Source organism: Streptomyces sp. ADI96-02 (assembly GCF_003846185.1).
Classification (GTDB): Bacteria; Actinomycetota; Actinomycetes; order Streptomycetales; family Streptomycetaceae; genus Streptomyces.
The window spans coordinates 5,216,714-5,243,070 of record NZ_ML123034.1 but is presented as its reverse complement, the minus strand read 5'-3'; the positions used below and the strand labels follow the sequence as shown (position 1 = coordinate 5,243,070).

Sequence of the window (26,357 nt, the reverse complement as noted above, 5' to 3'; positions counted from 1 at the left end):
TACGAGCACCCGCAAACTTACGACTCAGGACACTACGGTTTCCAGGGCTGCTGGGTAACTGGCCGCGATGCCCGTGGAGTGGAGCAACGGAGTCAGTTCGCTGGGCGGCAGGTCGCCTTGCAGCTTGGCGAGTCGGTCGGCGATCTCCTCGCCTCCGGCTCGGACGCCCGGCATGCGCAGTCCGTCGTCGTCATCCGCAGCTGACTCGGCCAGCACCCGCAACTCACAGAGCGGGTCCGTCAGCAGCAGCCACTCTGCGGTCTCTTGGTCGAGCGGGCTGGCAGCCGCCGTGCCACGAACACCGTCGAACCCCGGGATCGAGGCACCACCCGCGCTGAGCTTCGCGCCATAGGCGTCGCCCCCAGTAACAGGGCACCAGTTGTGCATCGGGGAAGCGCGCGGTCAACCCCGAGGCGACAAGAGTGGCCAACTGGTCGAAGCGTTCACGGCGCACGCCAGTCCCGTGAACGAAGACGAACCGCATGCAACCAGCCCTCCCCCATTTTGCTGTCTGCTGGCAGGAGAATATCTGCTGAGACGCATGAGCACGGGCAATTCGTTGCTAAGCGCGTGATGCAAAGCACCTCGGTAGACGCGCAGTGCTACATACGACACCCACTCGGGATCCGGAGGCCAGCATCAGGAACGACAGCTGAAGATCTCTTCGTCTTTCGCGTCTCGCATCCGTCTATGGCGTCGGCGAACCCGAGCGCCCGACCTTGCCCTCCACTCCGTGGGGGTCTGACGGCAACACGTCAGCCCTCGACCGGCTTACTGCTGCGCGGCTGACCTGCACTTCAGAGCACCTGAGACCCCATCAGAACGAGCGTCAAATGAGCGGCACGAGCGTCATTTCGGCGTCAAGATATCGCCCGTAACGCCCACACCGCACATAATGCGCACGGACAAAACCGCAGGTCAGGTGCCCTTTGCGACCGGTTCAAGGATGGCAACGCACTCCACATGGTGGGTCATCGGAAACAGATCGAAAGCCCGCAGCGTCCGCACCCCGTACCCCCCCTCCCGGAAGTACGCCAGGTCGCGTGCCAGGGCCGCCGGGTCGCAGGCCACGTACGCGATGCGGCGGGCGCCCAGGTTCGACAGGTGCTTGACGACCTGCCTGCCCGCGCCCGCGCGCGGCGGGTCCAGGACGATCAGGTCGCACTCCGTGATGCCCGTGCGCGGCAGCACCTGGTCGACCTTGCCCTGTTCGATGCGGACCCGGTCCAGGTCCTTCAGGTTGTGGCGGGCGTCCTCGACCGCGCGCTTGCCGGACTCGATGCCCAGCACCGCGCCCTTCTCGCCGATCCGCTGACCGATCGCGCCGGCGAACAGGCCCACCCCGCAGTACAGGTCGAGCGCCGTGTCGTTCTTGCGCGGCAGCAGGCCCTGCATCACCGCGCGGACCAGCGTGTTCGCCGCCTGCGGGTGGACCTGCCAGAAGCCGCCGGAGCCGACGCGGTACGTGCGGTCGTCGGCCCGTTCGCGGACGAACGCGCGGCCGTGCACGCGGTGTACGCCGCCGTCGTGCTCCTCCACCCGGAGCACGGAGACCGGCTTGTCCAGCTCGACGAGCGGGAGCCGGCCGCCCGGCTTCGGAGTGAGGATGACCTGGCGGTCGTGCGAACCCGTGGCGGTGATCGCCTCCACGCCCGCCAGTTGCGGCCACTCCCGCTTCTCGACGCCCAGTTCGGAGACGCCCGGTGCGGCGATCAGGCAGTGGTCGATCGGCTGGACGTCGTGCGAGCGGTGCTTGCGCAGGCCCACCCGGCCGTCCTCGTCGATGGCGTACTGGACGCGGGTGCGCCAGGCCGGGACCTCCCCCGGCGGCAGCTTGTCGCCCTCCGCCGGCATGACCGTGCCGTCCCAGCCGGCCTCCTCGGGAGTGAGCCCCGCCAGCCGCCACAGCTGTTCGGCGATCACCTCGCCCTTGAGGCGGCGCTGCGCACCGGGCTTCGCGTGCTGCCAGTCGCAGCCTCCGCACATTCCGGGACCGGCGTACGGGCAGGGAGCCTCGACGCGGTCCTTGGACGGCTCGATGATCCGTACCGCGTCGGCCCGCAGAAAGCGGGAATCGGTGTCCCCGTCCGTGACCTTGGCGATCACCTTCTCGCCCGGCAGGGTGTGGCGGACGAAGAGCACCTGGTTCTCGGCGGTACGGGCGATGCAGTGGCCGCCGTGCGCGACGGGCCCGACCTCGACCTCGTACTCCTCCCCGACCAGCGACGACGCGGATTCGTTCTGCATGAGGGGAGGCTCCAGAGGTCATGAGGGCAAGCAGGCGATCGGGCGAGCCGACGAGCAAGCTAGCGGTCGTACAGGCAGTCGAGCGGGCAGCCGGCGTGCGGCCGGACAGCAGCCCACCAGTCTACGTGTCGGCCGCCGGAGCGCTTACCACGAGCGGGGAGCGCCGGAGCCCGTGCGCCGCGCCTGCCTCATGTCCTCTTGGCCTCGGTCCGCCGGTCCTCACAGCCTCATGTCCTCATGGCCTCGGTCCGCCGGTCCTCACAAGCCTCGGGGCCTCGGGGCCTCAGGGCCTCGGTCCGCCGTTCCTCCGCCCGACCGCTCCCTGCCCCTGCTCGGCCGACACGCCGGGTCTCCCGCGACCGCCGTCGGCCGATCGCCCTTTCTCAGTCCTTGCGGGCCGGCTCCTTCGGGCGCCGCTCCACCGGGCCCCTGCGGACCGCGCCCGGAGCGTTCCACTCCGCGCGCCTGCGCGCCCGCTTCCTCGCCGCCTCCGACGACTGGAGCTGGTACGGCACCGACGTCACCATCACGCCCGGTGTGAACAGCAGCCGGCCCTTGAGCCGCAGCGCGCTCTGGTTGTGCAGCAGGTGCTCGTACCAGTGGCCGACCACGTACTCCGGGATGTAGACGCTGACCACGTCGCGCGGGCTCTCCCGGCGCAGGCTCTTCACGTAGTCGATGACCGGGCGGGTCACCTCGCGGTAGGGCGAGTCGAGGATCTTGAGCGGTACGTTGACGCCCCGCTTCTCCCAGTCGTCGCGCAGCGCCTTGGTCTCGTCCGGGTCGACGCTGATGGACAGCGCCTCCAAGTGGTCGGCGCGGATCAGCTTCGCGTAGGCGAGGGCGCGCAGGGTCGGGCGGTGGAGCTTGGAGACCAGCACGATGGCGTGGACGCGGGAGGGCCGCAGGCTCTCGTCGGTCGGCGTCTCGTCGGCGGCGATCTCCTGGGCGACGCGGTCGTAGTGCCGGCGGATCGCGCTCATGGTGCCGTAGAAGATCACCATGCCGAGCAGGGCGACCCACGCTCCGTGGGAGAACTTGGTGGCGAGCACGATCACGAGGACCAGACCGCAGAAGAAGGCGCCGAAGGCGTTGATCGCCCGGGAGCGGACCATGTGGCGGCGCTTGGCCGGGTCCTGCTCCGTGCTCAGGTGGCGGTTCCAGTGCCGCACCATGCCGGTCTGGCTGAGGGTGAACGACACGAAGACGCCGACGATGTAGAGCTGGATCAGACGGGTGGAGTCCGCCCCGTAGACCACGACCAGCAGGATGGCGGCGCCGGCCAGCAGGACGATGCCGTTGGAGAAGGCGAGCCGGTCGCCGCGCGTGTGCAACTGCCGCGGCAGGTAGCGGTCCTGGGCGAGGATCGAGCCGAGGAGCGGGAAGCCGTTGTACGCGGTGTTCGCGGCCAGGAACAGGACCAGTGCGGTGGCCGCGGCGAGGACGATGAAGAGAAACGATCCGTCGCCGAAGACGGCGGCGGCGACCTGGGAGATCACCGGGTCCTGGATGAAGCTGTCGCCGACGGCGGCGCCGTCGCGGATCAGGTCCTTCGCCGGGTTCTCGGCCATCTTGACGTCGGTGGCCAGGGCGAGCCCGATGATGCCGCAGAACATGGTGACGGCGAGCAGGCCCATCAGGGCGAGTGTCGTCGCGGCGTTCCTGCTCTTCGGCTTGCGGAAGGCCGGGACGCCGTTGCTGATCGCCTCGACGCCGGTGAGGGCGGCGCAACCGGAGGAGAACGCGCGCAGCAGCAGGAAGACCAGGGCGAAGCCGGCGATTCCCTGGTGCTCGGGCTTGATCTCCAACTCCGAGGTCGGCGCGTGCATCGTCTCGCCGAGGACCAGTCCCCGGAACGCGCCCCACAGGATCATGGCGAAGACGCCCGCCACGAACAGGTAGGTGGGGATGGCGAACAGCTTCCCGGACTCCTTGACGCCCCGCAGGTTCATCAGGGTCAGCAGCACGATCGCCACGACGGCGCTGAGCGTCTTGTGCTCCACGACGAAGGGGACGGCGGAGCCGAGGTTCTCCACACCGGAGGAGATCGACACGGCGACCGTCAGGACGTAGTCGACCAGCAGGGCGCTGGCGACGGTCAGTCCGGCCCGCGGTCCCAGGTTGGTGGTGGCGACCTCGTAGTCGCCGCCGCCGCTCGGGTAGGCGTGGACGTTCTGCCGGTAGGAGGCGACCACCGTGAACATGAGGACGACGACGGCGAGCGCGATCCAGGGGCTGAAGTGGTACGCCGACACCCCCGCGATGGACAGCACGAGGAGCACTTCCCCTGGTGCGTACGCCACCGAGGACAGCGGGTCGGAGGCGAAGACGGGAAGCGCGATGCGCTTGGGAAGAAAGGTCTCCCCCAGCTTGTCGCTGCGCAGCGCCCGGCCGATCAGGATCCGTTTGGGCACGTCGGTCAGTTTGGACACGCTGAGGATCGTAAGCGGATCGCGCACCGGGCGAGGACGCCCAAACGCCGTGGGCTGGCAATCTCCTGCGGTCAGAGCAGGAAACCACGCAATCCTTAACGGAATCCTTGCGCGCGCGGCACACGTTTTTACTCCCCCTTTGCCGGATTGTCCAGCTGATAGGACAGGCGGATGAGGGAATGTCCGCGCAGCCGCATAAGCTCGTGTCGGGCAAGGCCGCAGGCATGTGCCCCGTTGTTTGCCCGGCAAGCTGAGAGAGAAGTGTGAGCAGGGTGTTTTCGCAGGTCAGCCGGATGATCAGGACGGCGAGGTAGGCGCACGGTGCACATCGTCATCATGGGCTGCGGTCGAGTCGGAGCCGCGCTCGCGCAGACCCTGGAGCAGCAAGGGCACACGGTCGCGGTGATCGACCAGGACCCGACCGCGTTCCGGCGCCTGGGCTCCGGCTTCGGCGGACGCCGGGTGACCGGGGTGGGGTTCGACCAGGACACCCTCCGCGAGGCGGGGATCGAGGAGGCCGGAGCCTTCGCCGCCGTCAGCAGCGGCGACAACTCGAACATCATCGCGGCCCGGGTGGCCCGCGAGATGTTCGGCATCGAGAACGTCGCGGCCCGGATCTACGACCCCCGTCGCGCGGAGGTCTACCAGCGTCTGGGCATCCCCACCGTGGCGACGGTCCGCTGGACGGCCGACCAGATGCTGCGGCGGCTGCTGCCGTCGGGAGCCGAGCCGCTGTGGCGCGACCCGAGCGGAGGGGTGCAGCTCGCCGAGGTGCACACGACGCCGTCCTGGATCGGCCACAAGATCAGCACGCTCCAGGAGGAGACGGGCGTCCGCGTCGCCTTCCTCACCCGGTTGGGCGAGGCCATACTGCCGACGTCGCAGACCGTTCTCCAGGAGGGCGACCTCGTCCACGTGATGATGCGCACGGGCGAGATCGCCAAGGTCGAAGAGGCCTTCGCCGAGGGCCCCGAGGAGGGCGGTCACTGATGCGTGTGTCGATTGCCGGGGCGGGCGCGGTGGGCCGTTCCATCGCCGCCGAGCTGCTGGAGAACGGGCACGAGGTGCTGCTCATCGACAAGGCGCCGACCGCCATCTCGGTGGAGCGGGTCCCGATGGCCGAGTGGCTGCTCGCGGACGCGTGCGAGATCACCTCGCTCGACGAGGCCGCGCTGCAGCGGTGCAACGTGGTGATCGCGGCGACCGGGGACGACAAGGTGAACCTGGTCGTCTCGCTGCTCGCCAAGACCGAGTACGGGGTTCCGCGCGTGGTGGCGCGGGTCAACAACCCGAAGAACGAATGGCTCTTCAACGAGTCCTGGGGCGTGGACGTCGCCGTCTCGACCCCGCGCCTGATGTCGGCGCTGGTGGAGGAGGCGGTGAGCGTCGGCGATCTGGTCCGGCTGCTGCGCTTCAGCCACGGCGACGCCAACCTGGTGGAGCTGACGCTGCCGCCGGAGTCCGCGCTGGCCGGCACGCCGGTCGCGGAGGTGGCGTGGCCGCAGGACACCTCGCTGGTGACGATCATCCGCGGTACGCGGGTGCTGACGCCGAGCCCCGAGGAGACGCTGGAGGCCGGTGACGAGCTGCTGTTCGTGGCCGCGCAGGCGCGCGAGGAGCAGTTGGAGGACCTGTTGTCGGTCCGCCGCGACCCCGCGGAGGCGGACGACTGACCGGGAGCCGCGCGCAGCGAGAGGGGCCCGGAACCGCTGTGCGGTTCCGGGCCCCTCTCGTACGACGGCGGTCCGTGCACCCCCGCGCGACCGGCGCGCGGGAGGATCAGACCTCGGGGTCGCGCAGGGCCGCCGCGGCCTGCGCCTTGCGCTCCTTCTCCGCCTGTTCCTCGGCCTCCATCTCGGCGAAGACGTCGATCGGCGGCGGCGCCTTGGCGAGGAAGACCCAGGTCAGGTAGACCGCGAGCAGGAAGGGCGGGATCTTCAGCGCGACGAGCACCCAGCCGAGCTGGGTGGTGTCGGCCCACCAGTACAGCGGGAAGAGGATCGCGCACTTGGCGAGCAGGATCAGGCCCCAGGCGTAACTCGCCTTGGTGTACGCCTTCTTACGGCCCGGATTGCGGGTCCGCCAGGAGAGGTTCTCCTTGAAGACGGGGCCGAGGATGAGGCCGATCAGCGGGACGCCGGCCAGCGTGGTGATCAGGTAGGCCAGCGCGAGGCCGAGCGTGTAGAGCATGCCCGGCAGGTAGAAGTCCTTGGCGTTGCCCGTCATCATCGCGAAGACGACGCCGAAGGCGACGCCGAAGACGCCGCTGAAGGCGTGCTTGACGGTGTCCTTGCGGACCAGCCGTACGGCGACCAGTGCCAGCGACACGGCCAGGGCCGCGATCGCCGAGGTGTGCAGGTCCTTGTTGATGGTGAAGATCGTGACGAAGAGCAGCCCGGGAAGGACTGTCTCCACCATGCCGCGCACGCCGCCGAACGCCTCGAAGAGCGCGGCCTCGGTGACCGCCTTGGCCTCGGCGTCCTGCTGTTCGGTGCGGTGGTTCGGGTCCGTGTCGGACGTCGGCTTGTCGAGAGACGTCACCGGCTACTCCTTGCCGAGCGGTCGGAGTTCGTATGTGGGGTTGAACAGCACCCGTCGCCCGTGGCTCATGGCGACCCGGCCCGAGGCGATGATCCTGCGGCCGGGTTCTATGCCGACGATGGAGCGCCGGCCGAGCCAGACCACGTCCAACGGCTCGGTGCCGTCGAAGAGCTCCGCCTCCAGGGCGGGCACTCCGGCCCGGGGACGGAGGGTGACGGTCCGCAACGTACCAGCCACCTTCACGATCTGGCGGTCGGAGCACTCCGAGATACGGGTGCATCCGGTGGCCTGCGCGTCCTCCCGCAGCTCCTCGGACTCCAGGTCCTGCTGGGAGCTGGAGAGCCGGTCGAGCATACGGCGGAAGCGCCCGGACGGCCTCTCCGCCCTCTGGGCCTTCCCGGGTCGGGAAACAGCACTCATAAGCGAAGGGTACCGGTCTCGCGCGGCGACAGCGGAGGCCGCCGAGAACCACCCGATCAGGTGACAGATCGATGGGGCGGCAGGTTGCCGCCGCCCGGCGTTCCCGGGCGCCCCGGCGGTGCGCCCACGGAAACCGCGCCGGGGCTCACTCGCGCTCGAAGCGGTACCCCATGCCCGGCTCGGTGACGAAGTGCCGCGGGTGCGAGGGGTCCGCCTCCAGCTTCCGCCGCAGTTGGGCCATGTAGACCCGCAGGTAGTTGGTCTCCGTGCCGTAGGAGGGGCCCCAGACCTCCTGGAGGAGCTGTTTCTGGCTGACCAGGCGGCCTCCGTTGCGGACGAGGACCTCCAGCAGGTGCCATTCGGTGGGGGTGAGGCGTACGTCGCGACCTCCCCGGTGCACCTTCTTCGCCGCCAGGTCGACGGTGAAACCGTCCGTCTCGACGAGCGCCACGTCGTCGCCGCCGTCCTGGCCCACCGGCTCGGCGCGGCGTACCGAGGCGCGCAGCCGGGCCAGCAGCTCGTCCATGCCGAAGGGCTTGGTCACGTAGTCGTCGGCCCCCGCGTCCAGCGCCTCGACCTTCTCGTCGGAGGTCTGGCGCGCGGAGAGGACGAGGATCGGCACCCGCGTCCAGCCCCGCAGCCCCCTGATCACCTCGACGCCGTCCATGTCGGGCAGTCCGAGGTCCAGGACGACGACGTCGGGATGGCGGGCGGCGGCGAGCTGGAGGGCGGTCGCCCCGTCGGGCGCGGCGTCGACCTCGTACTTGCGGGCCTTCAGGTTGATCACGAGGGCGCGAACGATCTGCGGCTCGTCGTCGACCACAAGCACCCTGGTCATCGCGGACCTGCCTTTCTGCTGTACGGAGAGTTGCTGCGGGGGGGGAAGTCGCCGCACGGGGCGGGGGCGGGGGGCGGTACCTCACGAGGTGACCTGGGCGGGCAGGTCGGCGCCGACCGGGATGAGCCCCCGGGCCGCGGGGAGCGTGAGGACCATGGTGAGCCCGCCGCCCGGGGTGTCCTCGGCGTCGAGGGTGCCGCCCATCGCCTCGGCGAAGCCGCGGGAGACGGCGAGGCCGAGGCCGACTCCGGCGCCGCGCGGGGCGTCGCCGTAGCGCTGGAACGGTTCGAAGATCCGCTCCTTGGCCTCGTCGGGCACGCCCCGGCCGCGGTCCACGACCCGCAGCTCGACGCGTTCGCCCAGCGCGCTCGCGGCGACGGCGACGGGGTCCCCGGCCGAGCTGTACTTGACGGCGTTCTCGACGATGTTGGCGACGACCCGCTCCAGCAGCCCCGGGTCCACGGCGACCATGGGCAGCGTCTCGGGGATGTCGAGTTCGACGCTGCCCTCGGGGACGCCGCCGAGCGCCATCGGCACGACCTCGTCGAGGTCGATCTCGCGGATCAGCGGGGTCACGGTGCCGGTCTGGAGGCGGGACATGTCCAGCAGGTTGCCCACCAGGTGGTCGAGCCGGTCGGCGCCGTCCTCGATGCCCTCCAGCAGCTCCGCCTCGTCCTCCTCGGACCAGGCGACGTCGTCGGAGCGCAGGGAGCTGACGGCCGCCTTGATGGCCGCGAGCGGGGTGCGCAGGTCGTGGCTCACGGCGGCCAGGAGCGCGGTCCTGATCCGGTTGCCCTCGGCGAGCCTGCGGGCCTGTTCGGCCTCGCCGACCAGGCGCTGGCGGTCCAGGACGACGGCGGCCTGGGCCGCGAACGCGCCGAGCACCCGGCGGTCCTCGGCCGGCAGCACGCGGCCGGAGAGCGCGAGGGCCATGTGGTCGCCCACCGGCATGTCCACGTCGGCGTCCTCGGGTCGGGTCACCGGGGCCGGACCGACCGACCCCGCACAGGTCCACGGGTCGACGTCGCTGGTGCGCTCCAGCAGGGCGACGGACTCCATGGCGAAGGTCTCCCGCACCCGCTCCAGCAGGGCGTCCAGGGCGGTCTCGCCGCGCAGCACGCTGCCCGCCAGGAAGGAGAGGATCTCCGATTCGGCGCGCAGCCGTGCCGCCTGGTGGGTGCGCCGGGCCGCGAGGTCGACGACGGAGGCGACGGACACCGCGACCGCGAAGAAGATCACGATGGCGACGAAGTTCTCCGGGTCCTGCACGGTCAGGGTGTGGGTGGGCGGCGTGAACCAGTAGTTCAGGAGCAGGCAGCCCACGGCGGCCGAGGCCAGGGCGGGGCGCAGTCCGCCGAGCAGGGCGGCCACGACCGTCAGGAAGAGGAAGAGCAGGACGTCGTTGGCGAGGCCGGGACCGTTCTCCAGGCTGCTCAGCAGGACGGCGAGCAGACACGAGCCGACCACGCCCACGAGCCAGCCCCAGACGATCCGGGCCCGTCCGAGCCGAGCGCCGCGGGCGATCGGCAGTCCGCGCCCCTTGGCGACCTCCTCGTGCGTGACGATGTGGACGTCCAGGTCGGGGCCGGACTCGCGGGCGACGGTGACGCCGACGCCGGGGCCGTAGATGTACTGCCAGGTCTTGCGGCGGCTGGAGCCGAGGACGATCTGGGTGGCGTTGACACCGCGGGCGAACGCGAGGAGGGCCGCGGGTATGTCGTCGCCGATGACGTGGTGGAAGGTGCCGCCGAGGTCCTCGACCAGGGTGCGCTGGACGGCCAGCTCCTTGGGCGAGGCAGAGGTCAGGCCGTCGCTGCGGGCGATGTAGACCGCCAGGATCTCGCTGCCGGAGCCCTTGGCGGCCATACGGGAGGCGCGGCGGATGAGGGTGCGGCCCTCGGGGCCGCCGGTCAGCCCCACGACGATGCGTTCGCGGGCCTGCCAGGTGCTGCGGATGTCGTGCTCGCCCCGGTACTGCTGGAGGTATTCGTCGACCCGGTCGGCGACCCAGAGCAGGGCCAGCTCGCGCAGGGCGGTGAGGTTGCCGGGGCGGAAGTAGTTCGACAGGGCGGCGTCGAGCTTGTCGGGCTTGTAGATGTTGCCGTGGGCCATCCGGCGGCGCAGCGCCTGGGGCGACATGTCGACCAGCTCTATCTGGTCGGCCCGGCGGACCACCTCGTCCGGGACGGTCTCGCGCTGGCGGACTCCGGTGATCGACTCGACGACGTCGCCGAGCGATTCGAGGTGCTGGATGTTGACCGTCGATATGACGTCGATGCCGGCCTTGAGCAGTTCCTCGACGTCCTGCCAGCGCTTGGCGTTGCGGGAGCCCGGGACGTTGGTGTGCGCCAGCTCGTCCACCAGGGCGACGGCGGGGGCGCGCTCCAGGACGGCGTCGACGTCCATCTCGGTGAAGACGGTGGAGCGGTAGGGGATCTCGCTGCGCCGGACCTGTTCGAGGCCGTGCAGCATCACCTCGGTGCGCGGCCGGTCGTGGTGCTCCACGAAGGCCACCACGCAGTCGGTGCCGCGCTCGACCCTGCGGTGGGCCTCGGAGAGCATCGCGTACGTCTTGCCGACGCCCGGTGCCGCGCCCAGGTAGATCCGGAGTGTGCCGCGTCCCATGGCCCCATTGTCTTCTTCCGTCCGGCCGAGTTCGCGACGGCCGGTGGCGCCCGGTGCGGCTGCCTGCGACGACGCTACTCCGCGCGGCTGCGCCATTCGGGGCCGGGAGCGCTGGTGGGAGCCGTCTTGACGCAACCCTGATGCCTTCGCGGGGCCGCACCGCCGTCGGCCGGTGCCCTTCCCGGGGACGCCGACGGGCCGCACCCCGGGCGGGGGTGCGGCCCGTTCGCCGGTACGGGGACCGGCGGGCGTCGCGGTGGGTCGGGCCGGCCGGGGCCGGACCCGGCGGCCCTAGCGGACCTCGGTGATCTCGGGTCCGCGCTGGAGCTGGCCCATGCCGCCGGAGAACTTCGAGCTCTCCTGGTCCTCCTGCTGGACGCCCTCGGGGACCATCTGCGCGTCGTTGGGGAGCTTGAGGACGATCGGGTCGCGCGGCGCCATCGGGCCGTCCCCGCGGGCCACGACGGTGTCCCGGAAGACCGTCTCCAGGAGGCCCGCGGCTTCCGGCTGCACGGCGCCCTGGCCGGAGATCACTCCGCGCAGGAACCACCGCGGTCCGTCGACTCCGACGAAACGCACCAGCTGGACGCCGTTCGCGCCGTCCGGGAGCTGTACGGGGACCTGCGCGCGCAGCTCCCAGCCCAGCGGTCCCTCGACCTCGTCGATGACGCCGCCCTGCTGGGTGATGCCCGAGGCGATCTCGTCGCGCACCTCGCCCCAGATGCCCTCCTTCTTGGGCGCGGCGAAGGCCTGCAACTGGACGGCGCTGTCGCGCAGCACCACCGTGGCGGCGACGATCGCGTCCCCGGCCACCTCCACGCGCAGTTCCATGCCCTCGACCCCGGGCACGAAGATGCCGCCCAGATCGACCCGGCCCTCGCCGGGCTGGGAGACCTCGGAGAGGTCCCAGGGCCCGTCCGGCCGGGGAGCCGGCGGAAGATTCATCCGCCGGGCGCCCGGCGCGGCGTCCTCGGTACCGTCGGCGACCTGCTCGGCCTCGCGCACCTCGTCCGCCTCGTCCTCGGCGGAACCACTCTTCTTGCGACGTCCGAACACGTCACTGTCCTTCCCGGTCGGATACGACCGAAGCGTAGCTGTTCCCACCGCGGGTGATCCCGCCCTCGGCGCCGTCCACCGACGCGTGGCCGCCGGTGGACCCGAAGCCCCCTTCGGCCCGCGCCGAGCCGGGAAGTTCCGCCACCTCGTGGAAGCGCGCCTTCTCGACCTGCTGGACAACCAATTGGGCAATCCGGTCGAACCGTTCGAACCGCACGCTCTCGCGCGGATCGAGGTTGACCACGATCACCTTGATCTCTCCACGGTACCCGGCATCGACCGTCCCTGGGGCATTCACGAGGGCCACTCCGCAGCGTGCTGCGAGGCCGGAGCGCGGGTGCACGAACGCGGCGTACCCGTCCGGGAGGGCGATCGAAACCCCGGTGGGCAGAACCGCGCGCTCGCCGGGAGCGAGTTCCGCGGCCTCGGTGGTCACCAGGTCGGCCCCGGCGTCGCCGGGGTGCCCGTACGCCGGAATCGGGACTTCCGGGTCGATCCGGCGGATCAGTACGTCGACGGGTTCGCGCGTCACGGGTTCACCTCGAAGGCGCGGGCTCGCCTGGCCTGGTCCGGGTCGGCCATGGCCGCCTGGATCTCGGCGGGCCGGCCGTTGTCGATGAAGTGGTCGACCTTGACCTCGACGAAGAGGGCGTCGGCGCGGACGGCGACGGGGCCGTCGGGGCCGCCGATCCGGCCGGTGGCCGTGGAGTAGATCTTCCGGCCGTGGACGGCGGTGATGCGGGCGTCGAAGTGGAGCACGGTGTCCACGGGAACCGGCCGGATGTAGTCGGTCTCCAGCCGCCCGGTGACGGCGATCGTGCGCAGCAGCCAGTTCAGCGAGCCGAGGGTCTCGTCCAGGGCGGTGGCCAGTACGCCGCCGTGGGCGAGGCCGGGGGCGCCCTGGTGGGCGGGCTTGACGGTGAACTCGGCGGTCACGCTCACGCCTTCGCCGGCGCGCGCCTGGAGGTGCAGGCCGTGCGGCTGCCCGCCTCCGCATCCGAAACAGTGTTCGTAGTGCGCGCCGAGGAGTTCACCGGGGGCCGGGGCGTCCGGGTGCCGCACCGGCGCGACCGCGTCGGCCGGAGGTGTCAGACCTGCTGATGTTCCACTCACAGGCGCAGACCTTACCCGCGCTGCGGACCGCCGGTCGCGCCGTGCCAAGCTTGGTTTCATGCAGCCTTCCGCACCGTCTTTCGACGAACGCCTCACGGCGCCCCGGTCCTGGTGGTTCATCGCCTTCGGAGTGGGCGTCTCCTGCGCGCTGATGCTCCTGCCGCTCGGCACGCTGCCGCTGCTCGGCGGCCTGGTCGGCGGGACGGCCGCCACGGCGCTCCTGGTGAGCAACTACGGCTCCGTCCGCATCCGGGTGGTGGCGGGGGCGCTGGTGGCCGGCGACGCGCGGATCCCGCTGTCGGCGCTCGGCGAGCCCGAGGTGCTGGACGCCGAGGAGGCGCTGGCCTGGCGGAGGCACAAGGCGGACGCGCGGGCGTTCATGCTGCTGCGCAGCTATGTGGAGACCGCGGTGCGGATCGAGGTCACGGACCCCGACGACCCGACTCCGTACGTCTTCCTCTCCACCCGGGACCCGCGGGGCCTGGCGGCGGCGCTGACTGCCGTGCCGGCGGCCTGAGCGGGCAGCGCGCCGCTACCGGGGCCCGGGGCCCTCGATCTCCTTGGGCAGCTCGGCCGGGCGGGCGGGCTGCTCCAGCGGGGGCAGCTCCGCGAGGCGGGCCCAGGGCACCTGGTCCCTGCGCAGGTCGGCGCGGACGCGGTCGGCGAGCTTCTGGGTGTCACGGCGGTTCATCACGGCGCCGACGGCCGCGCCGATCATGAACGGGATCAGGTTGGGCAGATCGCGCACCGTGCGCTTCATGATCTGCTGCCGCAGCTCGCGCTTCATCTGGCCGCCGAGGGCGGCGTTGAGCGTGGTGGGCTTGCTGACGTCGATGCCGCGTTCCTCGGTCCACGACGTCAGGTAGGCGGTGCTGCGCTGGGCGAGATTGCCCGGCGGGCGGCGGCCGTAGACCTCGTGGAGCTCGGCGACGAGCTTCATCTCGATGGCGGCGACGCCGGTGATCTCCGCCGCCAGCTCGGCGAGCATGGCGGGCGGTACGGGCATCATCGCCGCGGCGCCGATGCCCGCTCCGACGGTCCCGGTGGCCCGGGTCGCGCCCGCCACCAGCTTGTCGGCCAGTTCCTCGGGCCCGAGCCCGGGGAACTGCTTGCGCAGGGTGTCGAGGTCGCGTACGGGGATGCGGGGAGCCATGTCGATGATCCGGTCGGCCAGCTGGCCGACCATGGCCCTGGCGCTCTCCCCGCCCTTGCGTACGCCTCGTCGTACCGCGTCCAGGCGGCGGGCCCCGGTCGCGGGCTCCTCCGCCGCGCCGGCCTCTCCCGTGCGGCCCGGAGCCGCTGCCGCCCCGGCCGCTTCGAGCGAGGCCGAACGGCCCCGCCCGTCGTCGGTGAGACCGGAGAGGTCCGGCAGGGCGGCGGGGTGGCCGTCGGGCGCGCCCGCGCCCTCCGCCGCTCCCGTACCGCCCTGATTCGCCTCCGGTCCGTGCCGGCGCCAGGGGCGCCGCTTGCGGAACGGTGTATCGCCTGCCACGGCCGGCCGGCCTCAGTCGCAGTCGCGGCAGATGGGCTGACCGTTCTTCTCGCGGGCCAGCTGGCTGCGGTGGTGCACCAGGAAGCAGCTCATGCAGGTGAACTCGTCGGCCTGCTTGGGCAGCACCCGGACGGCCAGCTCCTCGTTGGAGAGGTCCGCGCCGGGCAGTTCCAGGCCCTCGGCGGCGTCGAACTCGTCGACGTCGACGGCGGACGCGGTCTTGTCGCTCCGACGAGCCTTCAGCTCTTCGAGGCTGTCCTGGTCCACGTCGTCGTCGGTCTTGCGTGGGGTGTCGTAATCCGTTGCCATGTCGCTCTCCCCCTCATGGGTGTCTGCGGGTGTCTCAGCGCACGTAACGCGTGAGAGGCCGGACTTGTGCCCGACCTGAGGCGGAGATTTTGCCTCACATCAAGGTCTGTTACTCAATCGACACCCAACCGGGCTCCTCGGCGAGGATCGGCTTGGGTGGCGATGGGGACCGTACACGGTCCCGGCGGTGCGGTTCACGGGTGCCACCCCGTGTACTTCCCGTGATAACACCCCCCGAAAACCCGGGCGATTCCCGGCTTTCCGGCGGAGGCATGATCACGGAGCGTAGAGCGACGGAAAATCGGGCCTGTGATCGATCACACACGACCCGCCCGGGAACGGGTCCCGAAAATTCCGCCCAAAGCGAACATGGAGATACGGCACGGAGTCGCATCGCGCAGCCGTTCAGACCGGCAGGGTGACGCGCATCACAAGACCACCACCCTCGCGGGGCTCCGCGATGATACGGCCTCCGTGGGCGCGCGCGACGGATCGCGCGATCGACAGGCCGAGTCCGACGCCCTTGTCGCTGCCCGTGCGCTCCGTGCGCAGCCGCCGGAACGGCTCGAAGAGGTTGTCGATCTCGTACGCCGGCACCACCGGCCCGGTGTTCGACACGACGAGCAGGGCGTGGCCCGGCCGCGGCTCGGTGGTGACCTCCACCCAGCCGCCCTCCGCCACGTTGTAGCGCACGGCGTTCTGGACGAGGTTCAGAGCGATCCGCTCCAGCAGGACCCCGTTGCCCTGGACGACGGCGCCGGCCCGCTCCCCGCGCACCTCCACCTTCCTGGCCGCGGCCTCCGCGCGGGCCTGGTCGATCGCGCGCTCGGCCACCTCGGCGAGGTCGACGGGTTTGCGCTCGATGATCTGGTTGTCGCTGCGGGCGAGCAGCAGCAGCCCCTCGACCAGCTGCTCGCTGCGCTCGTTGGTGGCCAGCAACGTCTTGCCGAGCTGCTGGAGCTCGGGCGGGGCCTGTGGATCGGAGAGGTGGACCTCCAGCAGCGTGCGGTTGATCGCCAGCGGCGTGCGCAGCTCGTGCGAGGCGTTGCCGACGAACCGCTGCTGCGCGGTGAAGGCCCGCTCCAGCCGGTCCAGCATGTCGTCGAAGGTGTCCGCGAGCTCCTTGAGCTCGTCGTCCGGCCCGTCCAGCTCGATGCGCCGGGTCAGGTCCGTACCGGCCACCCTGCGCGCGGTCCGGGTGATCCGGCCGAGCGGGGACAGCACGCGGCCGGCCATGGCGTAGCCGAAGGCGAAGGCGATGATGCTGAGCCCCACCAGGGCGAGCAGGGAGCGGTTCAGGAGGGTGTCCAGCGCCTGTTTGCGCTGGTTGTTGACGCAGGCGTTCATGGCGGCGTTGAACGCGTCGGGACTGGCGTTCTCCGGGAGGTCGCAGACGTTGCTGGTGACGTTCCCGCTGACGATCTTGAACGGCAGCTCGCTGCCGACGTGCAGGGCCTGTGCGGCGAGCATGTAGATGATCGACAGCAGCAGGATGCCCGCGATCAGGAACATCCCGCCGTACAGCAGCGTGAGCCGTATCCGGATGGTCGGACGCAGCCACGGGTACGGGGTCTCCTGCTGCTTGGGCTCCCAGGTGGGCTTCGGAGGCGCGGCGGGGGGCGGCGGGCCGGCGGCCACGGGCCTCAGATCCGGTATCCGGAGCCGGGCACGGTGACGATGACGGGCGGTTCGCCGAGCTTCCGGCGGAGCGTCATGACCGTGACCCGCACCACGTTGGTGAAGGGGTCGGTGTTCTCGTCCCAGGCCTTCTCCAGCAGCTGCTCCGCCGAGACGACGGCGCCCTCGCTGCGCATCAGGACCTCCAGCACCGCGAACTCCTTCGGGGCGAGCTGGATCTCCGTGTCGCCGCGGAAGACTTCGCGGCGGTTGGGGTCGAGCTTGATGCCGGCCCGCTCCAGGACGGGCGGCAGCGCCACCGTCGTACGGCGTCCGAGGGCGCGCACCCGGGCGGTCAGCTCGCTGAAGGCGAAGGGCTTGGGCAGGTAGTCGTCCGCGCCCAGCTCCAGCCCCTCCACCCGGTCGCTGACGTCGCCGGAGGCGGTCAGCATGAGGATCCGGGTGGGCATGCCCAGCTCGACGATCCTGCGGCACACGTCGTCCCCGTGGACCAGGGGCAGGTCCCGGTCCAGCACGACGACGTCGTAGTCGTTGACCCCGACGCGTTCCAGAGCCGCAGCCCCGTCGTAGACGACGTCGACGGCCATGGCCTCCCGGCGCAGTCCGGTGGCCACCGCATCGGCGAGCAGCTGCTCGTCCTCGACGACGAGTACGCGCACGGCGCAGTCCTTCCTTCGGTCCTTCGATGGGTTCACAGGCGAGCGGCCCGCTGCGGGCCGCTCGGGCACGGCCGGCAGCACCGGCTGTGCGCCTCCATCCTGCCCGCAACGCGCGTAAACCGGCGGTAAGACGACGTCCGGGCACCGCTCGGCCGGGGTTGCGGCGGCTTTCCGGTCCCGTTGAGGTTTCTCTGAGCCTTCGCGTGGGGAAGAGGGCTTCACACCCGCGATCACGCCAGTCACGTGGCATGCCACGACCCGCTCCGTTCCCCGGAGATGCTGCGCGATCACCCGCCTCTCCGGCTCCCCTGCCGGAGGGGACCAGGGGCACACCCCCGTGCCACCGACCCACGATGAGGGGGCGCATCATGGACGCATTCACCGCAGGTCTCCTGCAACGCATCAAGAGCACCGAGTCCGACCTCACCCGGGCCCGCGAGAGCGGCGACGACTTCCTCGCGGACGTCGAACTGGGCGAGCTGGAGGATCTGCACCGCCTCGCCGCCGAACACGGCGTGGAGGTCGGCGCGACCACCGTCTGACACCCGTGTGAAGCAGGGCCCCGGACGCTGTCCAGACGTCCGGGGCCCTGTGCTGTGTCCGGGGGCCGCGCCGTCCGGGGGGCGGCGCGCCGCCCGCCGCGGCCGGATCAGTCGTGCCAGGCCCCCAGCTCCTCCAGAGCGGCCTGGAGGGGTTCGAAGACGCCGGGGACGGCGGCCACCGCCAGGTCGCCGTCGGCGGGCCGCCCGGGGCGTCCGCCGGTGAGCGCTCCCGCCTCCCTGGCGATGAGGTCGCCCGCGGCCAGGTCCCACGGATGCAGTCCGCGTTCGTAGTAGCCGTCCAGCCGGCCCGCCGCCACGTCGCAGAGGTCCACGGCCGCCGAACCGCCGCGCCGGATGTCCCGCAGCCGCGGGATCAGCTGCCGGGCCACGTCCGCCTGGTGGCTGCGGACCCGGCTGACGTAGTTGAAGCCGGTCGAGACCAGCGCCTGGTCCAGGGGCGGTGCGGGGCGGCAGCGCAGGGCGGTGCCGTTCGCCCAGGCCCCGCCGCCCAGGACTGCCTGGTAGGTCTCCCGCCGCATCGGGGCCTCGACGACGCCCACGACCCGCTCGCCGTCGCGCTCGGCGGCGATGGAGACCGCCCAGGTGGGCAGCCCGTAGAGGTAGTTGACGGTGCCGTCGAGCGGGTCGATGACCCAGCGGATGCCGGTGCTGCCGGCAGAGCTGGCGCCCTCCTCGCCGAGGATGCCGTCGTCGGGCCGGCGCTCGGAGAGGTAGCCGGTGATCAGCTTCTCGGCGGCGATGTCCATCTCGGTGACCACGTCGATGGGACTGGACTTCGTCGCGGCCACCCCCAGGTCGGCCGGGCGTCCGTCGCGCAGCAGGGCTCCGGCCCGGCGCGCGGCCTCCAGGGCCAGGTCGAGCAGGTCGGAGAGGGCGGGGTCGGTCACGGTGCTCCCAGGGGGCTCGGGGCGTACGGGACGGGTCAGGCGTACGGGCTGTCGGCGCCCGCCGCGGCCGGCTTGGGGGCCCGGGCCGGGCAGCAGCCGACCGGGCAGACGTCGTGGGAGGGGCCGAGGGAGCCGAGCGCGCACGGCGTGGCCCGCGCCCCCCGTTCGGTCGCCGCCCGCTCCAGGAGGAGGTCCCGTACCGCGGCGGCGAAGCGGGGGTCGTCGCCCACCGTGGCGGAGCGGCGGACGGGCAGGCCGAGTTCGGCGGCCTTCGCGGTGGCCTCGGTGTCGAGGTCGTACAGGACCTCCATGTGGTCGGAGACGAAGCCGATCGGCGCCATGACGACGGCCGGGACGCCCTGGCCGTGCAGGCTCTCCAGGTGGTCGCAGATGTCGGGTTCCAGCCACGGGATGTGCGGGGCCCCGCTGCGGGACTGGTAGACGAGCTGCCAGGGGTGCGCGACGCCGGTCGCCTCGCGCACCGCCTCGACGATCAGCCGGGCCACGTCGAGGTGTTCGGCGACGTACGCGCCGCCGTCGCCGTGTGCCTCCGGGGGGCCGGAGGCGTCGGCGGCGGCGGTCGGGATGGAGTGGGTGGTGAAGGCGAGGTGGGCGCCCGCCCTCACGTCCTCGGGCAGGTCGGCCAGGGAGGCGAGCACGCCGTCGGCCATCGGCTCCACGAAACCGGGGTGGTTGAAGTAGTGGCGCAGCTTGTCCACCCGCGGCACCGCGAGTCCTTCGGCCTCCAGGACGGCCAGCGACTCGGCCAGGTTCTCGCGGTACTGCCGGCACCCGGAGTAGGAGGCGTAGGCGCTGGTGGCCAGGACGGCGATGCGGCGGTGTCCGTCGGCGGACATCTCGCGCAGGGTGTCGGTCAGGTACGGCGCCCAGTTGCGGTTGCCCCAGTACACCGGCAGGTCCAGGCCGTGCTCGGCGAAGTCCTTGCGCAGGGCGTCGAGCAGCGCGCGGTTCTGCGCGTTGATCGGGCTGACCCCGCCGAAGAGGAAGTAGTGCTTGCCGACCTCCTTCAGGCGTTCCTCGGGGATGCCCCGGCCTCGGGTCACGTTCGCCAGGAACGGCACCACGTCGTCCGGGCCCTCGGGGCCGCCGAAGGAGAGCAGCAGCAGGGCGTCGTAAGGAGCGGGATCGCGCAGATCGGACATGGCGTCGATCCTGCCACCCGCCGGCGGCGGTGCGGCAACCGACATCCGACGCCGCCGGCGGACGTCCGGAATCCGGTTTTCCCGGCCCCCGCCCGCCCGTAAGCTGTATGAGCCCTCTGCACCCCTGACAGGCTTGACCGGAGTCCTCAGTTGCCCAGCCCCTACCGCGCCATTTTCGCGTCCCCCGGCTCCAAGGGGTTCTCCGCCGCAGGGTTCTTCGGCCGGATGCCGCTGTCCATGATGGGCATCGGCGTCGTGACCATGGTGTCCCAGATCACCGGCCGCTACGGGCTGGCCGGGGCGCTCTCCGCGACGCTGGCCATGGCCGCCGCGGTCTTCGGCCCGCAGGTGTCGCGGCTGGTCGACCGCTACGGGCAGCGGCGGGTGCTGCGTCCGGTCACGCTGGTCGCGGTGGCGGCGGTGGCCGGCCTGCTGTTCTGCGCCCAGCAGCGGATGCCGGACTGGACGCTGTTCGTCTTCGCGATCGGCGCGGGCTGCGTGCCGAGCGTGGGGTCGATGGTCCGGGCCCGGTGGGCGGAGATCTACCGCGGCTCCAGCCGCGATCTGCACACCGCGTACGCGTGGGAGTCCATCGTCGACGAGGTGTGCTTCATCTTCGGCCCGATCATCTCGATCGGGCTGTCCACCGCCTGGTTCCCCGAGGCGGGGCCGCTGATCGCAGCCGTCTTCCTGCTGGTCGGCGTCTTCTGGCTGACCGCCCAGCGCGCCACCGAACCGGTGCCGCACCCGAAGTCCACGCAGACCGGGGGCTCGGCGCTGCGCTCGGGCGGCCTCCAGGTGCTGGTGGTGACCTTCGTGGCGACGGGCGCGGTCTTCGGCGCCGTCGACGTGGTGACCGTGGCCTTCGCGGAGGAGCGCGGCCACAAGGCGGCGGCCTCCCTGGTCCTGGCCGTCTACGCGCTGGGGTCCTGCCTGGCGGGGGCCGTGTTCGGGCTGCTGCACCTGAAGGGGAAGCCCGCGAACAGGTGGCTGGTGGGGGTCTGCGCGATGGCCGTGAGTATGATCCCCCTCCAACTGGCCGGGAACCTTCCGTTGCTGGCCGTGGCGCTCTTCGTCGCGGGCCTCGCCATCGCACCGACGATGGTCACCACCATGGCCCTCGTCGAAACGCACGTACCGCGCACCAAGCTGACCGAGGGCATGACCTGGACCAGTACCGGGCTCGCGGTCGGCGTCGCACTCGGTTCCTCGGCCGCCGGCTGGGTGGTCGACGCGGCGGGGGCGAAGGCGGGGTACGCGGTGCCCGCCGTGGCGGGAGCGCTCGCGGCGGCGGTGGCGTTCCTGGGGTATCGCCGGCTGGCGAAGCCGGTCTCGACGGGAGGGCGCGGGGAAGATGACAAGCACCTACGCACGGACGACGACGAGCGCGTGGCGTAACTGGGCGGGCACCGTCACCGCCCGACCGGCCCGGGCCGAATCCCCCGCGTCCGTCGACGAGCTGGCCGAGGTCGTGCGCCGGGCGAACGCGGACGGTCTGAGGGTCAAGGCGGTCGGCACGGGGCACTCGTTCACCGCGGCGGCGGCGACCGACGGGGTCCTCATACGCCCCGACCTACTCACCGGCATCCGGGACATCGACCGCACGGCCATGACCGTGACGGTGGAGGCGGGCACTCCGCTCAAGCGGCTGAACGCCGCGCTCGCCCGCGAGGGGCTGTCGCTGACGAACATGGGCGACATCATGGAGCAGACGGTCGCCGGAGCCACTTCCACCGGCACCCACGGCACCGGCCGCGAGTCGGCCTCGATCGCCGCGCAGATCCGCGCCCTCGAACTCGTCACCGCCGACGGCTCGGTGCTGCGCTGCTCGGCCGAGGAGAACCCGGAGGTGTTCGCCGCCGCCCGGATCGGGCTCGGCGCCCTCGGCGTGATCACCGCGATCACCTTCGCCGTGGAGCCGGTCTTCCTGCTGACGGCCCGTGAGGAGCCGATGGGCTTCGACCGGGTCACCGCGGAGTTCGACGAGCTGGTGACGGAGAACGAGCACTTCGAGTTCTACTGGTTCCCGCACACCGGCAACTGCAACACCAAGCGCAACAACCGCAGCGGAGGCCCGGCCGCCCCGCCCGGTCGGGTGAGCGGCTGGATCGACGACGAGCTGCTGTCCAACGGCGTCTTCCAGGTCGCCTGCTCGCTCGGCCGCGCGATCCCGGCGACCATCCCCTCGATCGCCCGGCTCTCCAGCCGGGCGCTCTCCGCGCGAACGTACACCGACATCCCGTACAAGGTGTTCACCAGCCCGCGCCGGGTGCGGTTCGTGGAGATGGAGTACGCCGTGCCGCGCGAGCGGGCCGTGGCGGCGCTGCGGGAGCTGAAGGCCATGGTCGAGCGCTCGCCGCTGAAGATCAGCTTCCCGGTCGAGGTGCGGACCGCGCCGGCCGACGACATCGCCCTGTCGACCGCGTCGGGCCGGGAGAGCGCGTACATCGCCGTGCACCTGTACCGGGGCACGCCGCACCGCTCCTACTTCACCGCCGTCGAGCGCATCATGACCGCGCACTCCGGCCGGCCGCACTGGGGCAAGATCCACACCCGGGACGCGGACTACCTCGCGGAGGTCTATCCGCGCTTCGGCGAGTTCACGGCCCTGCGGGACCGGCTCGACCCGGACCGGCTCTTCGGCAACGACTACCTGCGGCGCGTGCTCGGCGACTGAGCCGGTACGCCGTCGGCCCCGGTCCCCTTCGTCCGGGGGCCGGGGCCGACGCGCCGGTGCGAGCGGCCGGACGTCACCGGTCCTCGCCGCCGGGCGGGGCCTGGTCGTCCCGCTGCTCCCCGCCGGGCGCTCCGGTGCCGGTCGGGTCGGGTGGGACGCTCGTGCCGCCGCCCGGGTCCGAGGGATCCGGCGAGGGGGTCTCGGAGGTTTCGCCGCCGCCCGGGTCCGAGGGCTCCGGGGAGGGCGACGGGCCGGTGCTCCCGCTCTCGCCGGTCCCCGGGTCCGTGCTCGGGCCGCTGTCGCCGTCCGGGTACGTGGCGGGAGGCGACTCGGTCCCGCCGGGGCCCGGCCGCCGGTCGCCCGGGTCGTCGTCCCGCTCGGAGTCCTGCGACGGGGCCGGGTCGGTGTGACCGGGGTCGCGGTCTCCGCCGCGTACGACGGAGCTGAGGGTCGTGCCCGTGCCGCCGCCGAGCTCGTTGCCCGAGACCATCTCGAACACGGTGATCCCGGCCATGGACACGCCGAAGACGGTGGCCGCCGCGAGGGCGGGCCGCTTCCAGCCGCGCAGCCGGGTGCCGTGCGTGACGCCCTCGGTGAACGCGTCGTCGCGGGAGCCGGAGCGGGGGCCCGGTCCCGCTCCGGGACCGGCGCCGCGGCCGGCCTGCGGAAGCAGCTGCGTGCGATCGGCCCCGGCGGTCGGGCCGCCCGGCGGCACGCGCAGCATCCGGGTGCGCGCGTCGTTCAGATCCAGCGACTGCGTCCGGTCGGCGTCCGGCCCCGGGGCGATCGGCCGCGTGCGGTCCGGATCGGCGCCGGGACCCACCGTGCGCAGCACCGTGGTGGCGTCGTCGGCCGGGGGCCGCGGCTCCTCCGGGTCCCGGGCGGGCCGCGTCTCCCTTGTGCGGACGGTCACCTGACGGCCCTCCGGGTGGGTCACCTGGACGGTGACCTCGCGGATCTGCTCTCCGGTGCGGCGGAAGAAGTGCTGGAAGACCGAGCCCCCGCACGTGGCGACGACGCTCATCACTCCGGCCCCGGCGATGGTGCCGTACACGCCCAGTTGCGAGGCGAGCACGGCTGCCGCGACGGCCGCGACGGCACTCCCGGCGACCTGCGGCAGACTCAGATCGAGGCGCCCTTCCTTGGGTTCCGTGTCACTTTCCGGCTTCTTGACCATTACCAGCCCCTGCTTGACATCTCCCCCACCCTGCACCAGGAAGGGACAAATGAGCGAAGTGGATAGTTCCGATTCTGGTGATTGTGTGAAGCACAACACCCATCAGGGGCATTTCGCAGCGAGGCGGGTAACTCAACTCCCGCGGCGCGCGAGAAGTTCGGCGGCGCGCCGGTCCACCCCGGTGGCCCGAATGGAGTACTGTGACGAGCCCTGGGGCGGACTCCCACACGGGAATCCGCAGCTGAGGGAGGGGGCCCACATCGGCACTCGAACCGGCGGCGTCGAAGCATCGCACGGATGCCTGCTGCACAGAGCGGCCATTTCGGTCACTTTGGGTCGCGAGGGGCAACCGTGTCATTGTGGCGTCCCAGAGCGAGCGCCCGACACGCCGGGCAACTTGGCAAGGTTGTGACAGGCTGCACCCGGGCAGGTCACACTCGACTAGCGGAAGCAGCGACGCACGTGACGTCGGCAGGCACCACCCGGGAGGTCCCCATGCCCGAACTGCGTGTCGTGGCCGTCTCCAACGACGGCACACGACTGGTGCTCAAGGCTGCCGACAGCACGGAGTACACGCTCCCGATCGACGAGCGGCTGCGTGCCGCCGTGCGCAACGACCGCGCGCGGCTCGGCCAGATCGAGATCGAGGTGGAGAGCCACCTCCGCCCCCGTGACATCCAGGCGCGTATACGAGCCGGGGCCTCCGCGGAGGAGGTGGCCCAGTTCGCCGGTATTCCGGTCGACCGCGTGCGCCGTTTCGAGGGCCCCGTGCTCGCGGAGCGCGCCTTCATGGCCGAGCGGGCCCGGAAGACCCCGGTGCGCCGCCCCGGTGAGAACACCGGTCCCCAGCTCGGCGAGGCCGTGCAGGAGCGGCTTCCGCTGCGCGGCGCCGACAAGGAGACCGTCCAGTGGGACTCCTGGCGCCGCGACGACGGCACCTGGGAAGTCCTGCTCGTCTACCGGGTCGCCGGCGAACCGCACTCGGCGAGCTGGACCTACGACCCGCCCCGCCGGCTGGTCCAGGCGGTCGACGACGAGGCGCGCGCGCTGATCGGCGAGGCGGACGACGCCGCGCCCGAGCCCAGCTTCCCGTTCGTGCCGCGGATCGCCCGGTTGCCGCGCGACCGGCCGCTGGACCGCGCGCTCGACCGGCAGATCGAGCGGCCCGCCCCGGCCGAGCCCGACGAGTACGTGGGCAGCGCCTCGGCCGGTGAGCGGGACTCGCTGACCAGCCTGCTGGAGGCGGTGCCGAGTTTCCGGGGCGACATGGTCGTCCCCGAGCGCCCGGCTCAGCCCGAGCCGCCCGCGCTCGAACCCGCCGAGGAGGCCGAGGCGGACGAGCCGCCCGCCGCAGCCGCTTCCGCGGGGGCCGGTTCGGCGTACGCGGACGTGCTGATGCCGCGGGCGGTGGCCGGTCACCGGGACCGGCTGACCGGGACGACGGACCGCCAGGCCGAGGCGGACGGGGTCCGTCCGGGCCGCCGGGCGGCCGTGCCGAGCTGGGACGAGATCGTCTTCGGCACCCGGCGCAAGAAGCAGGACTGACCGGACATGAGGTTCGGCGGGAGAAGGGCCCGTACGCAGGCGCGTACGGGCCCTTCTCCGTCGGGGGCCTCCGGATTACCCGGGCTCGGAGCCGGTGGCGACCGGGCGGGACTCGTCCGAGGACCACTCCGACCAGGAGCCCGGGTACAGGACGCCCCGGAGCCCGGCGATCTCCAGGGCGAGCACCTGGTGGGCGCCGGAGACGCCCGATCCGCAGTAGACGCCGACGCCTTCGGGGCTCCGCTCCGCGCCCAGTGCCGCGAAGCGGGCGGCCAGCAGGTCGGCGGGGAGGTAGCGGCCGTCCTCGCCGGTGTTCTGCGTGGTCGGCGCGGACACGGCTCCGGGGATGTGGCCGCCGACGCGGTCGATGGGCTCGACGTCGCCCCGGTAGCGCTCCGCCGCCCGCGCGTCCAGCAGCAGACCCGAACGGGCGAACGCGGCTGCGCCGTCCGCGTCGAGCGTGGGCAGGGCGCCGGGTTTCGGCCGGAAATCGCCCTCGGCGGGGTGCGGGATCTCGGTGGAGAGTTCGCCGGTCCAGGCCGCCAGCCCGCCGTCCAGGACCCGTACGTCGGGGTGGCCCGCCCAGCGCAGCAGCCACCAGGCGCGGGCGGCGGCCCAGCCCAGCCCGGCGTCGTACACCACGACCGGGGTGTCCTGGCCGACCCCGGCGCGGCGCATCGCCGCGCCGAACTCCTCCGGGTCCGGCAGCGGGTGGCGGCCTCCGGAGCCGGCCGGGCCCGCCAGCTCCGCGTCGAGGTCGACGAAGACCGCGCCGGGCAGGTGTCCGGCCTCGTAGTCGGGCCGGCCGTGCGGGCCGCCGAGCTGCCAGCGCACGTCCAGGAGCACGGGCCTGCGCGGTCCGGCCGACTCGCTCGCGTATGCGGATGCGGTGATGATGGGCTTCATGGGCGCCATCCTCGCGCAGAGACCGTGGCGCCCGTAACGGCGTCCGCGAGGACGCGCCACGGCGATGCC

Annotated in this window: 25 protein-coding genes; 7 read left to right on the top strand and 18 right to left on the bottom strand. The window is 72.0% G+C overall.

Translation table 11 applies throughout. The features are described from left to right. Positions 1-24 precede the first annotated feature (24 nt). From EES43_RS23130 to EES43_RS23120, 3 genes are all read right to left on the bottom strand, one after another. Positions 25-387, bottom strand: coding sequence for a hypothetical protein (locus EES43_RS23130; protein WP_124270491.1), 363 nt, complete (start codon positions 385-387; stop codon positions 25-27). Between the two features lie 531 nt (positions 388-918). Continuing rightward, positions 919-2,247, bottom strand: a complete 1,329-nt coding sequence (locus EES43_RS23125; RefSeq protein WP_124270490.1) for a class I SAM-dependent RNA methyltransferase — start codon at positions 2,245-2,247, stop codon at positions 919-921. A 383-nt stretch (positions 2,248-2,630) separates the two neighbouring features. Further along, a complete protein-coding gene (locus tag EES43_RS23120) occupies positions 2,631-4,679 on the bottom strand; it encodes an APC family permease (RefSeq protein ID WP_124270489.1) in 2,049 nt (682 codons plus the stop codon). Positions 4,680-5,000: 321 nt separating this feature from the next. Between EES43_RS23120 and EES43_RS23115 the strand changes: the two genes are divergently transcribed. Then, positions 5,001-5,669, top strand: coding sequence for a potassium channel family protein (locus tag EES43_RS23115; RefSeq protein WP_124270488.1), 669 nt, complete (start codon positions 5,001-5,003; stop codon positions 5,667-5,669). Continuing rightward, complete coding sequence (locus EES43_RS23110) at positions 5,669-6,352, top strand: potassium channel family protein (protein ID WP_124270487.1); 684 nt, start codon at positions 5,669-5,671, stop codon at positions 6,350-6,352. The genes EES43_RS23115 and EES43_RS23110 overlap by 1 nt, the downstream gene beginning before the upstream one ends. 106 nt (positions 6,353-6,458) lie before the next feature. Here the strand turns inward: EES43_RS23110 and EES43_RS23105 are convergent, their stop codons facing one another. From EES43_RS23105 to EES43_RS23075, 7 genes are all read right to left on the bottom strand, one after another. Beyond that, complete coding sequence (locus EES43_RS23105; protein WP_124270486.1) at positions 6,459-7,220, bottom strand: DUF3159 domain-containing protein; 762 nt, start codon at positions 7,218-7,220, stop codon at positions 6,459-6,461. A gap of 3 nt (positions 7,221-7,223) precedes the next feature. Then, positions 7,224-7,574 (bottom strand): OB-fold nucleic acid binding domain-containing protein, encoded by a 351-nt coding sequence (locus EES43_RS23100; protein WP_124272121.1) that lies wholly within the window; start codon positions 7,572-7,574, stop codon positions 7,224-7,226. Positions 7,575-7,785: 211 nt separating this feature from the next. Next, complete coding sequence (locus EES43_RS23095; protein ID WP_124270485.1) at positions 7,786-8,478, bottom strand: response regulator; 693 nt, start codon at positions 8,476-8,478, stop codon at positions 7,786-7,788. An 81-nt stretch (positions 8,479-8,559) separates the two neighbouring features. Continuing rightward, positions 8,560-11,103 (bottom strand): sensor histidine kinase, encoded by a 2,544-nt coding sequence (locus tag EES43_RS23090; RefSeq protein WP_124270484.1) that lies wholly within the window; start codon positions 11,101-11,103, stop codon positions 8,560-8,562. Between the two features lie 291 nt (positions 11,104-11,394). Continuing rightward, positions 11,395-12,159 carry a DUF3710 domain-containing protein gene (locus EES43_RS23085; protein ID WP_124270483.1) on the bottom strand — a complete coding sequence of 255 codons (765 nt, stop codon included), beginning with the start codon at positions 12,157-12,159 and terminating at the stop codon, positions 11,395-11,397. A gap of 1 nt (position 12,160) precedes the next feature. Next, positions 12,161-12,691, bottom strand: a complete 531-nt coding sequence (gene dut / locus EES43_RS23080) for a dUTP diphosphatase (protein ID WP_124270482.1) — start codon at positions 12,689-12,691, stop codon at positions 12,161-12,163. Further along, positions 12,688-13,272 carry a PaaI family thioesterase gene (locus tag EES43_RS23075; RefSeq protein WP_124270481.1) on the bottom strand — a complete coding sequence of 195 codons (585 nt, stop codon included), beginning with the start codon at positions 13,270-13,272 and terminating at the stop codon, positions 12,688-12,690. The genes dut and EES43_RS23075 overlap by 4 nt, the downstream gene beginning before the upstream one ends. A gap of 58 nt (positions 13,273-13,330) precedes the next feature. Here EES43_RS23075 and EES43_RS23070 point away from each other — a divergent pair, with 58 nt between their 5' ends. Beyond that, positions 13,331-13,789, top strand: coding sequence for a DUF3093 domain-containing protein (locus EES43_RS23070; RefSeq protein WP_124270480.1), 459 nt, complete (start codon positions 13,331-13,333; stop codon positions 13,787-13,789). 15 nt (positions 13,790-13,804) lie between these two features. Here the strand turns inward: EES43_RS23070 and EES43_RS23065 are convergent, their stop codons facing one another. The 4 genes from EES43_RS23065 to EES43_RS23050 form a co-directional block, all read right to left on the bottom strand. After that, positions 13,805-14,764, bottom strand: coding sequence for a hypothetical protein (locus EES43_RS23065; RefSeq protein WP_124270479.1), 960 nt, complete (start codon positions 14,762-14,764; stop codon positions 13,805-13,807). A 12-nt stretch (positions 14,765-14,776) separates the two neighbouring features. Then, on the bottom strand, positions 14,777-15,073 hold the full coding sequence (locus EES43_RS23060; RefSeq protein WP_003965732.1) for a DUF4193 domain-containing protein: 297 nt from the start codon (positions 15,071-15,073) through the stop codon (positions 14,777-14,779). Positions 15,074-15,478: 405 nt separating this feature from the next. Further along, positions 15,479-16,711, bottom strand: coding sequence for a sensor histidine kinase (locus tag EES43_RS23055; RefSeq protein WP_124270478.1), 1,233 nt, complete (start codon positions 16,709-16,711; stop codon positions 15,479-15,481). 5 nt (positions 16,712-16,716) lie between these two features. Then, positions 16,717-17,370 carry a response regulator transcription factor gene (locus tag EES43_RS23050; RefSeq protein WP_124270477.1) on the bottom strand — a complete coding sequence of 218 codons (654 nt, stop codon included), beginning with the start codon at positions 17,368-17,370 and terminating at the stop codon, positions 16,717-16,719. 368 nt (positions 17,371-17,738) lie between these two features. On the opposite strand from EES43_RS23050, the gene EES43_RS30735 reads away from it, so the two are divergent. After that, positions 17,739-17,912 (top strand): hypothetical protein, encoded by a 174-nt coding sequence (locus tag EES43_RS30735; RefSeq protein WP_164493226.1) that lies wholly within the window; start codon positions 17,739-17,741, stop codon positions 17,910-17,912. Between the two features lie 107 nt (positions 17,913-18,019). Here the strand turns inward: EES43_RS30735 and EES43_RS23045 are convergent, their stop codons facing one another. Both EES43_RS23045 and EES43_RS23040 read right to left on the bottom strand, forming a co-directional pair. Continuing rightward, the gene (locus EES43_RS23045; protein ID WP_124270476.1) at positions 18,020-18,820 is read right to left on the bottom strand and encodes an inositol monophosphatase family protein; all 801 of its coding nucleotides are present in this window, start codon (positions 18,818-18,820) and stop codon (positions 18,020-18,022) included. Between the two features lie 35 nt (positions 18,821-18,855). After that, on the bottom strand, positions 18,856-19,983 hold the full coding sequence (locus EES43_RS23040; protein ID WP_124270475.1) for a ferrochelatase: 1,128 nt from the start codon (positions 19,981-19,983) through the stop codon (positions 18,856-18,858). 150 nt (positions 19,984-20,133) lie between these two features. Here EES43_RS23040 and EES43_RS23035 point away from each other — a divergent pair, with 150 nt between their 5' ends. Continuing rightward, on the top strand, positions 20,134-21,381 hold the full coding sequence (locus tag EES43_RS23035; protein ID WP_124270474.1) for an MFS transporter: 1,248 nt from the start codon (positions 20,134-20,136) through the stop codon (positions 21,379-21,381). Then, positions 21,338-22,660: a D-arabinono-1,4-lactone oxidase gene (locus tag EES43_RS23030; protein WP_124270473.1), complete on the top strand. Its 1,323-nt coding sequence runs from the start codon at positions 21,338-21,340 to the stop codon at positions 22,658-22,660. Before EES43_RS23035 ends, EES43_RS23030 begins: the two co-directional genes overlap by 44 nt. Positions 22,661-22,733: 73 nt before the next feature. On the opposite strand, the gene EES43_RS23025 is transcribed toward EES43_RS23030, so the two are convergent. Beyond that, entirely contained in the window at positions 22,734-23,837 is a 1,104-nt protein-coding gene (locus EES43_RS23025) for a hypothetical protein (RefSeq protein ID WP_124270472.1), read from the bottom strand. A gap of 495 nt (positions 23,838-24,332) precedes the next feature. Between EES43_RS23025 and sepH the strand changes: the two genes are divergently transcribed. Continuing rightward, positions 24,333-25,382 (top strand): septation protein SepH, encoded by a 1,050-nt coding sequence (gene sepH / locus EES43_RS23020; RefSeq protein WP_124270471.1) that lies wholly within the window; start codon positions 24,333-24,335, stop codon positions 25,380-25,382. Between the two features lie 75 nt (positions 25,383-25,457). Here sepH and EES43_RS23015 read toward each other — a convergent pair whose 3' ends face one another. After that, positions 25,458-26,288, bottom strand: coding sequence for a sulfurtransferase (locus EES43_RS23015; protein WP_124270470.1), 831 nt, complete (start codon positions 26,286-26,288; stop codon positions 25,458-25,460). Positions 26,289-26,357: the final 69 nt, after the last annotated feature.

What these genes read in the sequence shown, in the direction of transcription:
- EES43_RS23130 (WP_124270491.1), bottom strand. Translation starts at nt 387, where the DNA reads ATGCACAACTGGTGCCCTGTTACTGGGGGCGACGCCTATGGCGCGAAG.
- EES43_RS23125 (WP_124270490.1), bottom strand. Translation starts at nt 2,247, where the DNA reads ATGCAGAACGAATCCGCGTCGTCGCTGGTCGGGGAGGAGTACGAGGTC.
- EES43_RS23110 (WP_124270487.1), top strand. Translation starts at nt 5,669, where the DNA reads ATGCGTGTGTCGATTGCCGGGGCGGGCGCGGTGGGCCGTTCCATCGCC.
- EES43_RS23100 (WP_124272121.1), bottom strand. Translation starts at nt 7,574, where the DNA reads ATGCTCGACCGGCTCTCCAGCTCCCAGCAGGACCTGGAGTCCGAGGAG.
- EES43_RS23095 (WP_124270485.1), bottom strand. Translation starts at nt 8,478, where the DNA reads ATGACCAGGGTGCTTGTGGTCGACGACGAGCCGCAGATCGTTCGCGCC.
- EES43_RS23090 (WP_124270484.1), bottom strand. Translation starts at nt 11,103, where the DNA reads ATGGGACGCGGCACACTCCGGATCTACCTGGGCGCGGCACCGGGCGTC.
- EES43_RS23070 (WP_124270480.1), top strand. Translation starts at nt 13,331, where the DNA reads ATGCAGCCTTCCGCACCGTCTTTCGACGAACGCCTCACGGCGCCCCGG.
- EES43_RS23060 (WP_003965732.1), bottom strand. Translation starts at nt 15,073, where the DNA reads ATGGCAACGGATTACGACACCCCACGCAAGACCGACGACGACGTGGAC.
- EES43_RS30735 (WP_164493226.1), top strand. Translation starts at nt 17,739, where the DNA reads ATGGACGCATTCACCGCAGGTCTCCTGCAACGCATCAAGAGCACCGAG.
- EES43_RS23040 (WP_124270475.1), bottom strand. Translation starts at nt 19,983, where the DNA reads ATGTCCGATCTGCGCGATCCCGCTCCTTACGACGCCCTGCTGCTGCTC.
- EES43_RS23030 (WP_124270473.1), top strand. Translation starts at nt 21,338, where the DNA reads ATGACAAGCACCTACGCACGGACGACGACGAGCGCGTGGCGTAACTGG.
- EES43_RS23025 (WP_124270472.1), bottom strand. Translation starts at nt 23,837, where the DNA reads ATGGTCAAGAAGCCGGAAAGTGACACGGAACCCAAGGAAGGGCGCCTC.
- sepH (WP_124270471.1), top strand. Translation starts at nt 24,333, where the DNA reads ATGCCCGAACTGCGTGTCGTGGCCGTCTCCAACGACGGCACACGACTG.
- EES43_RS23015 (WP_124270470.1), bottom strand. Translation starts at nt 26,288, where the DNA reads ATGAAGCCCATCATCACCGCATCCGCATACGCGAGCGAGTCGGCCGGA.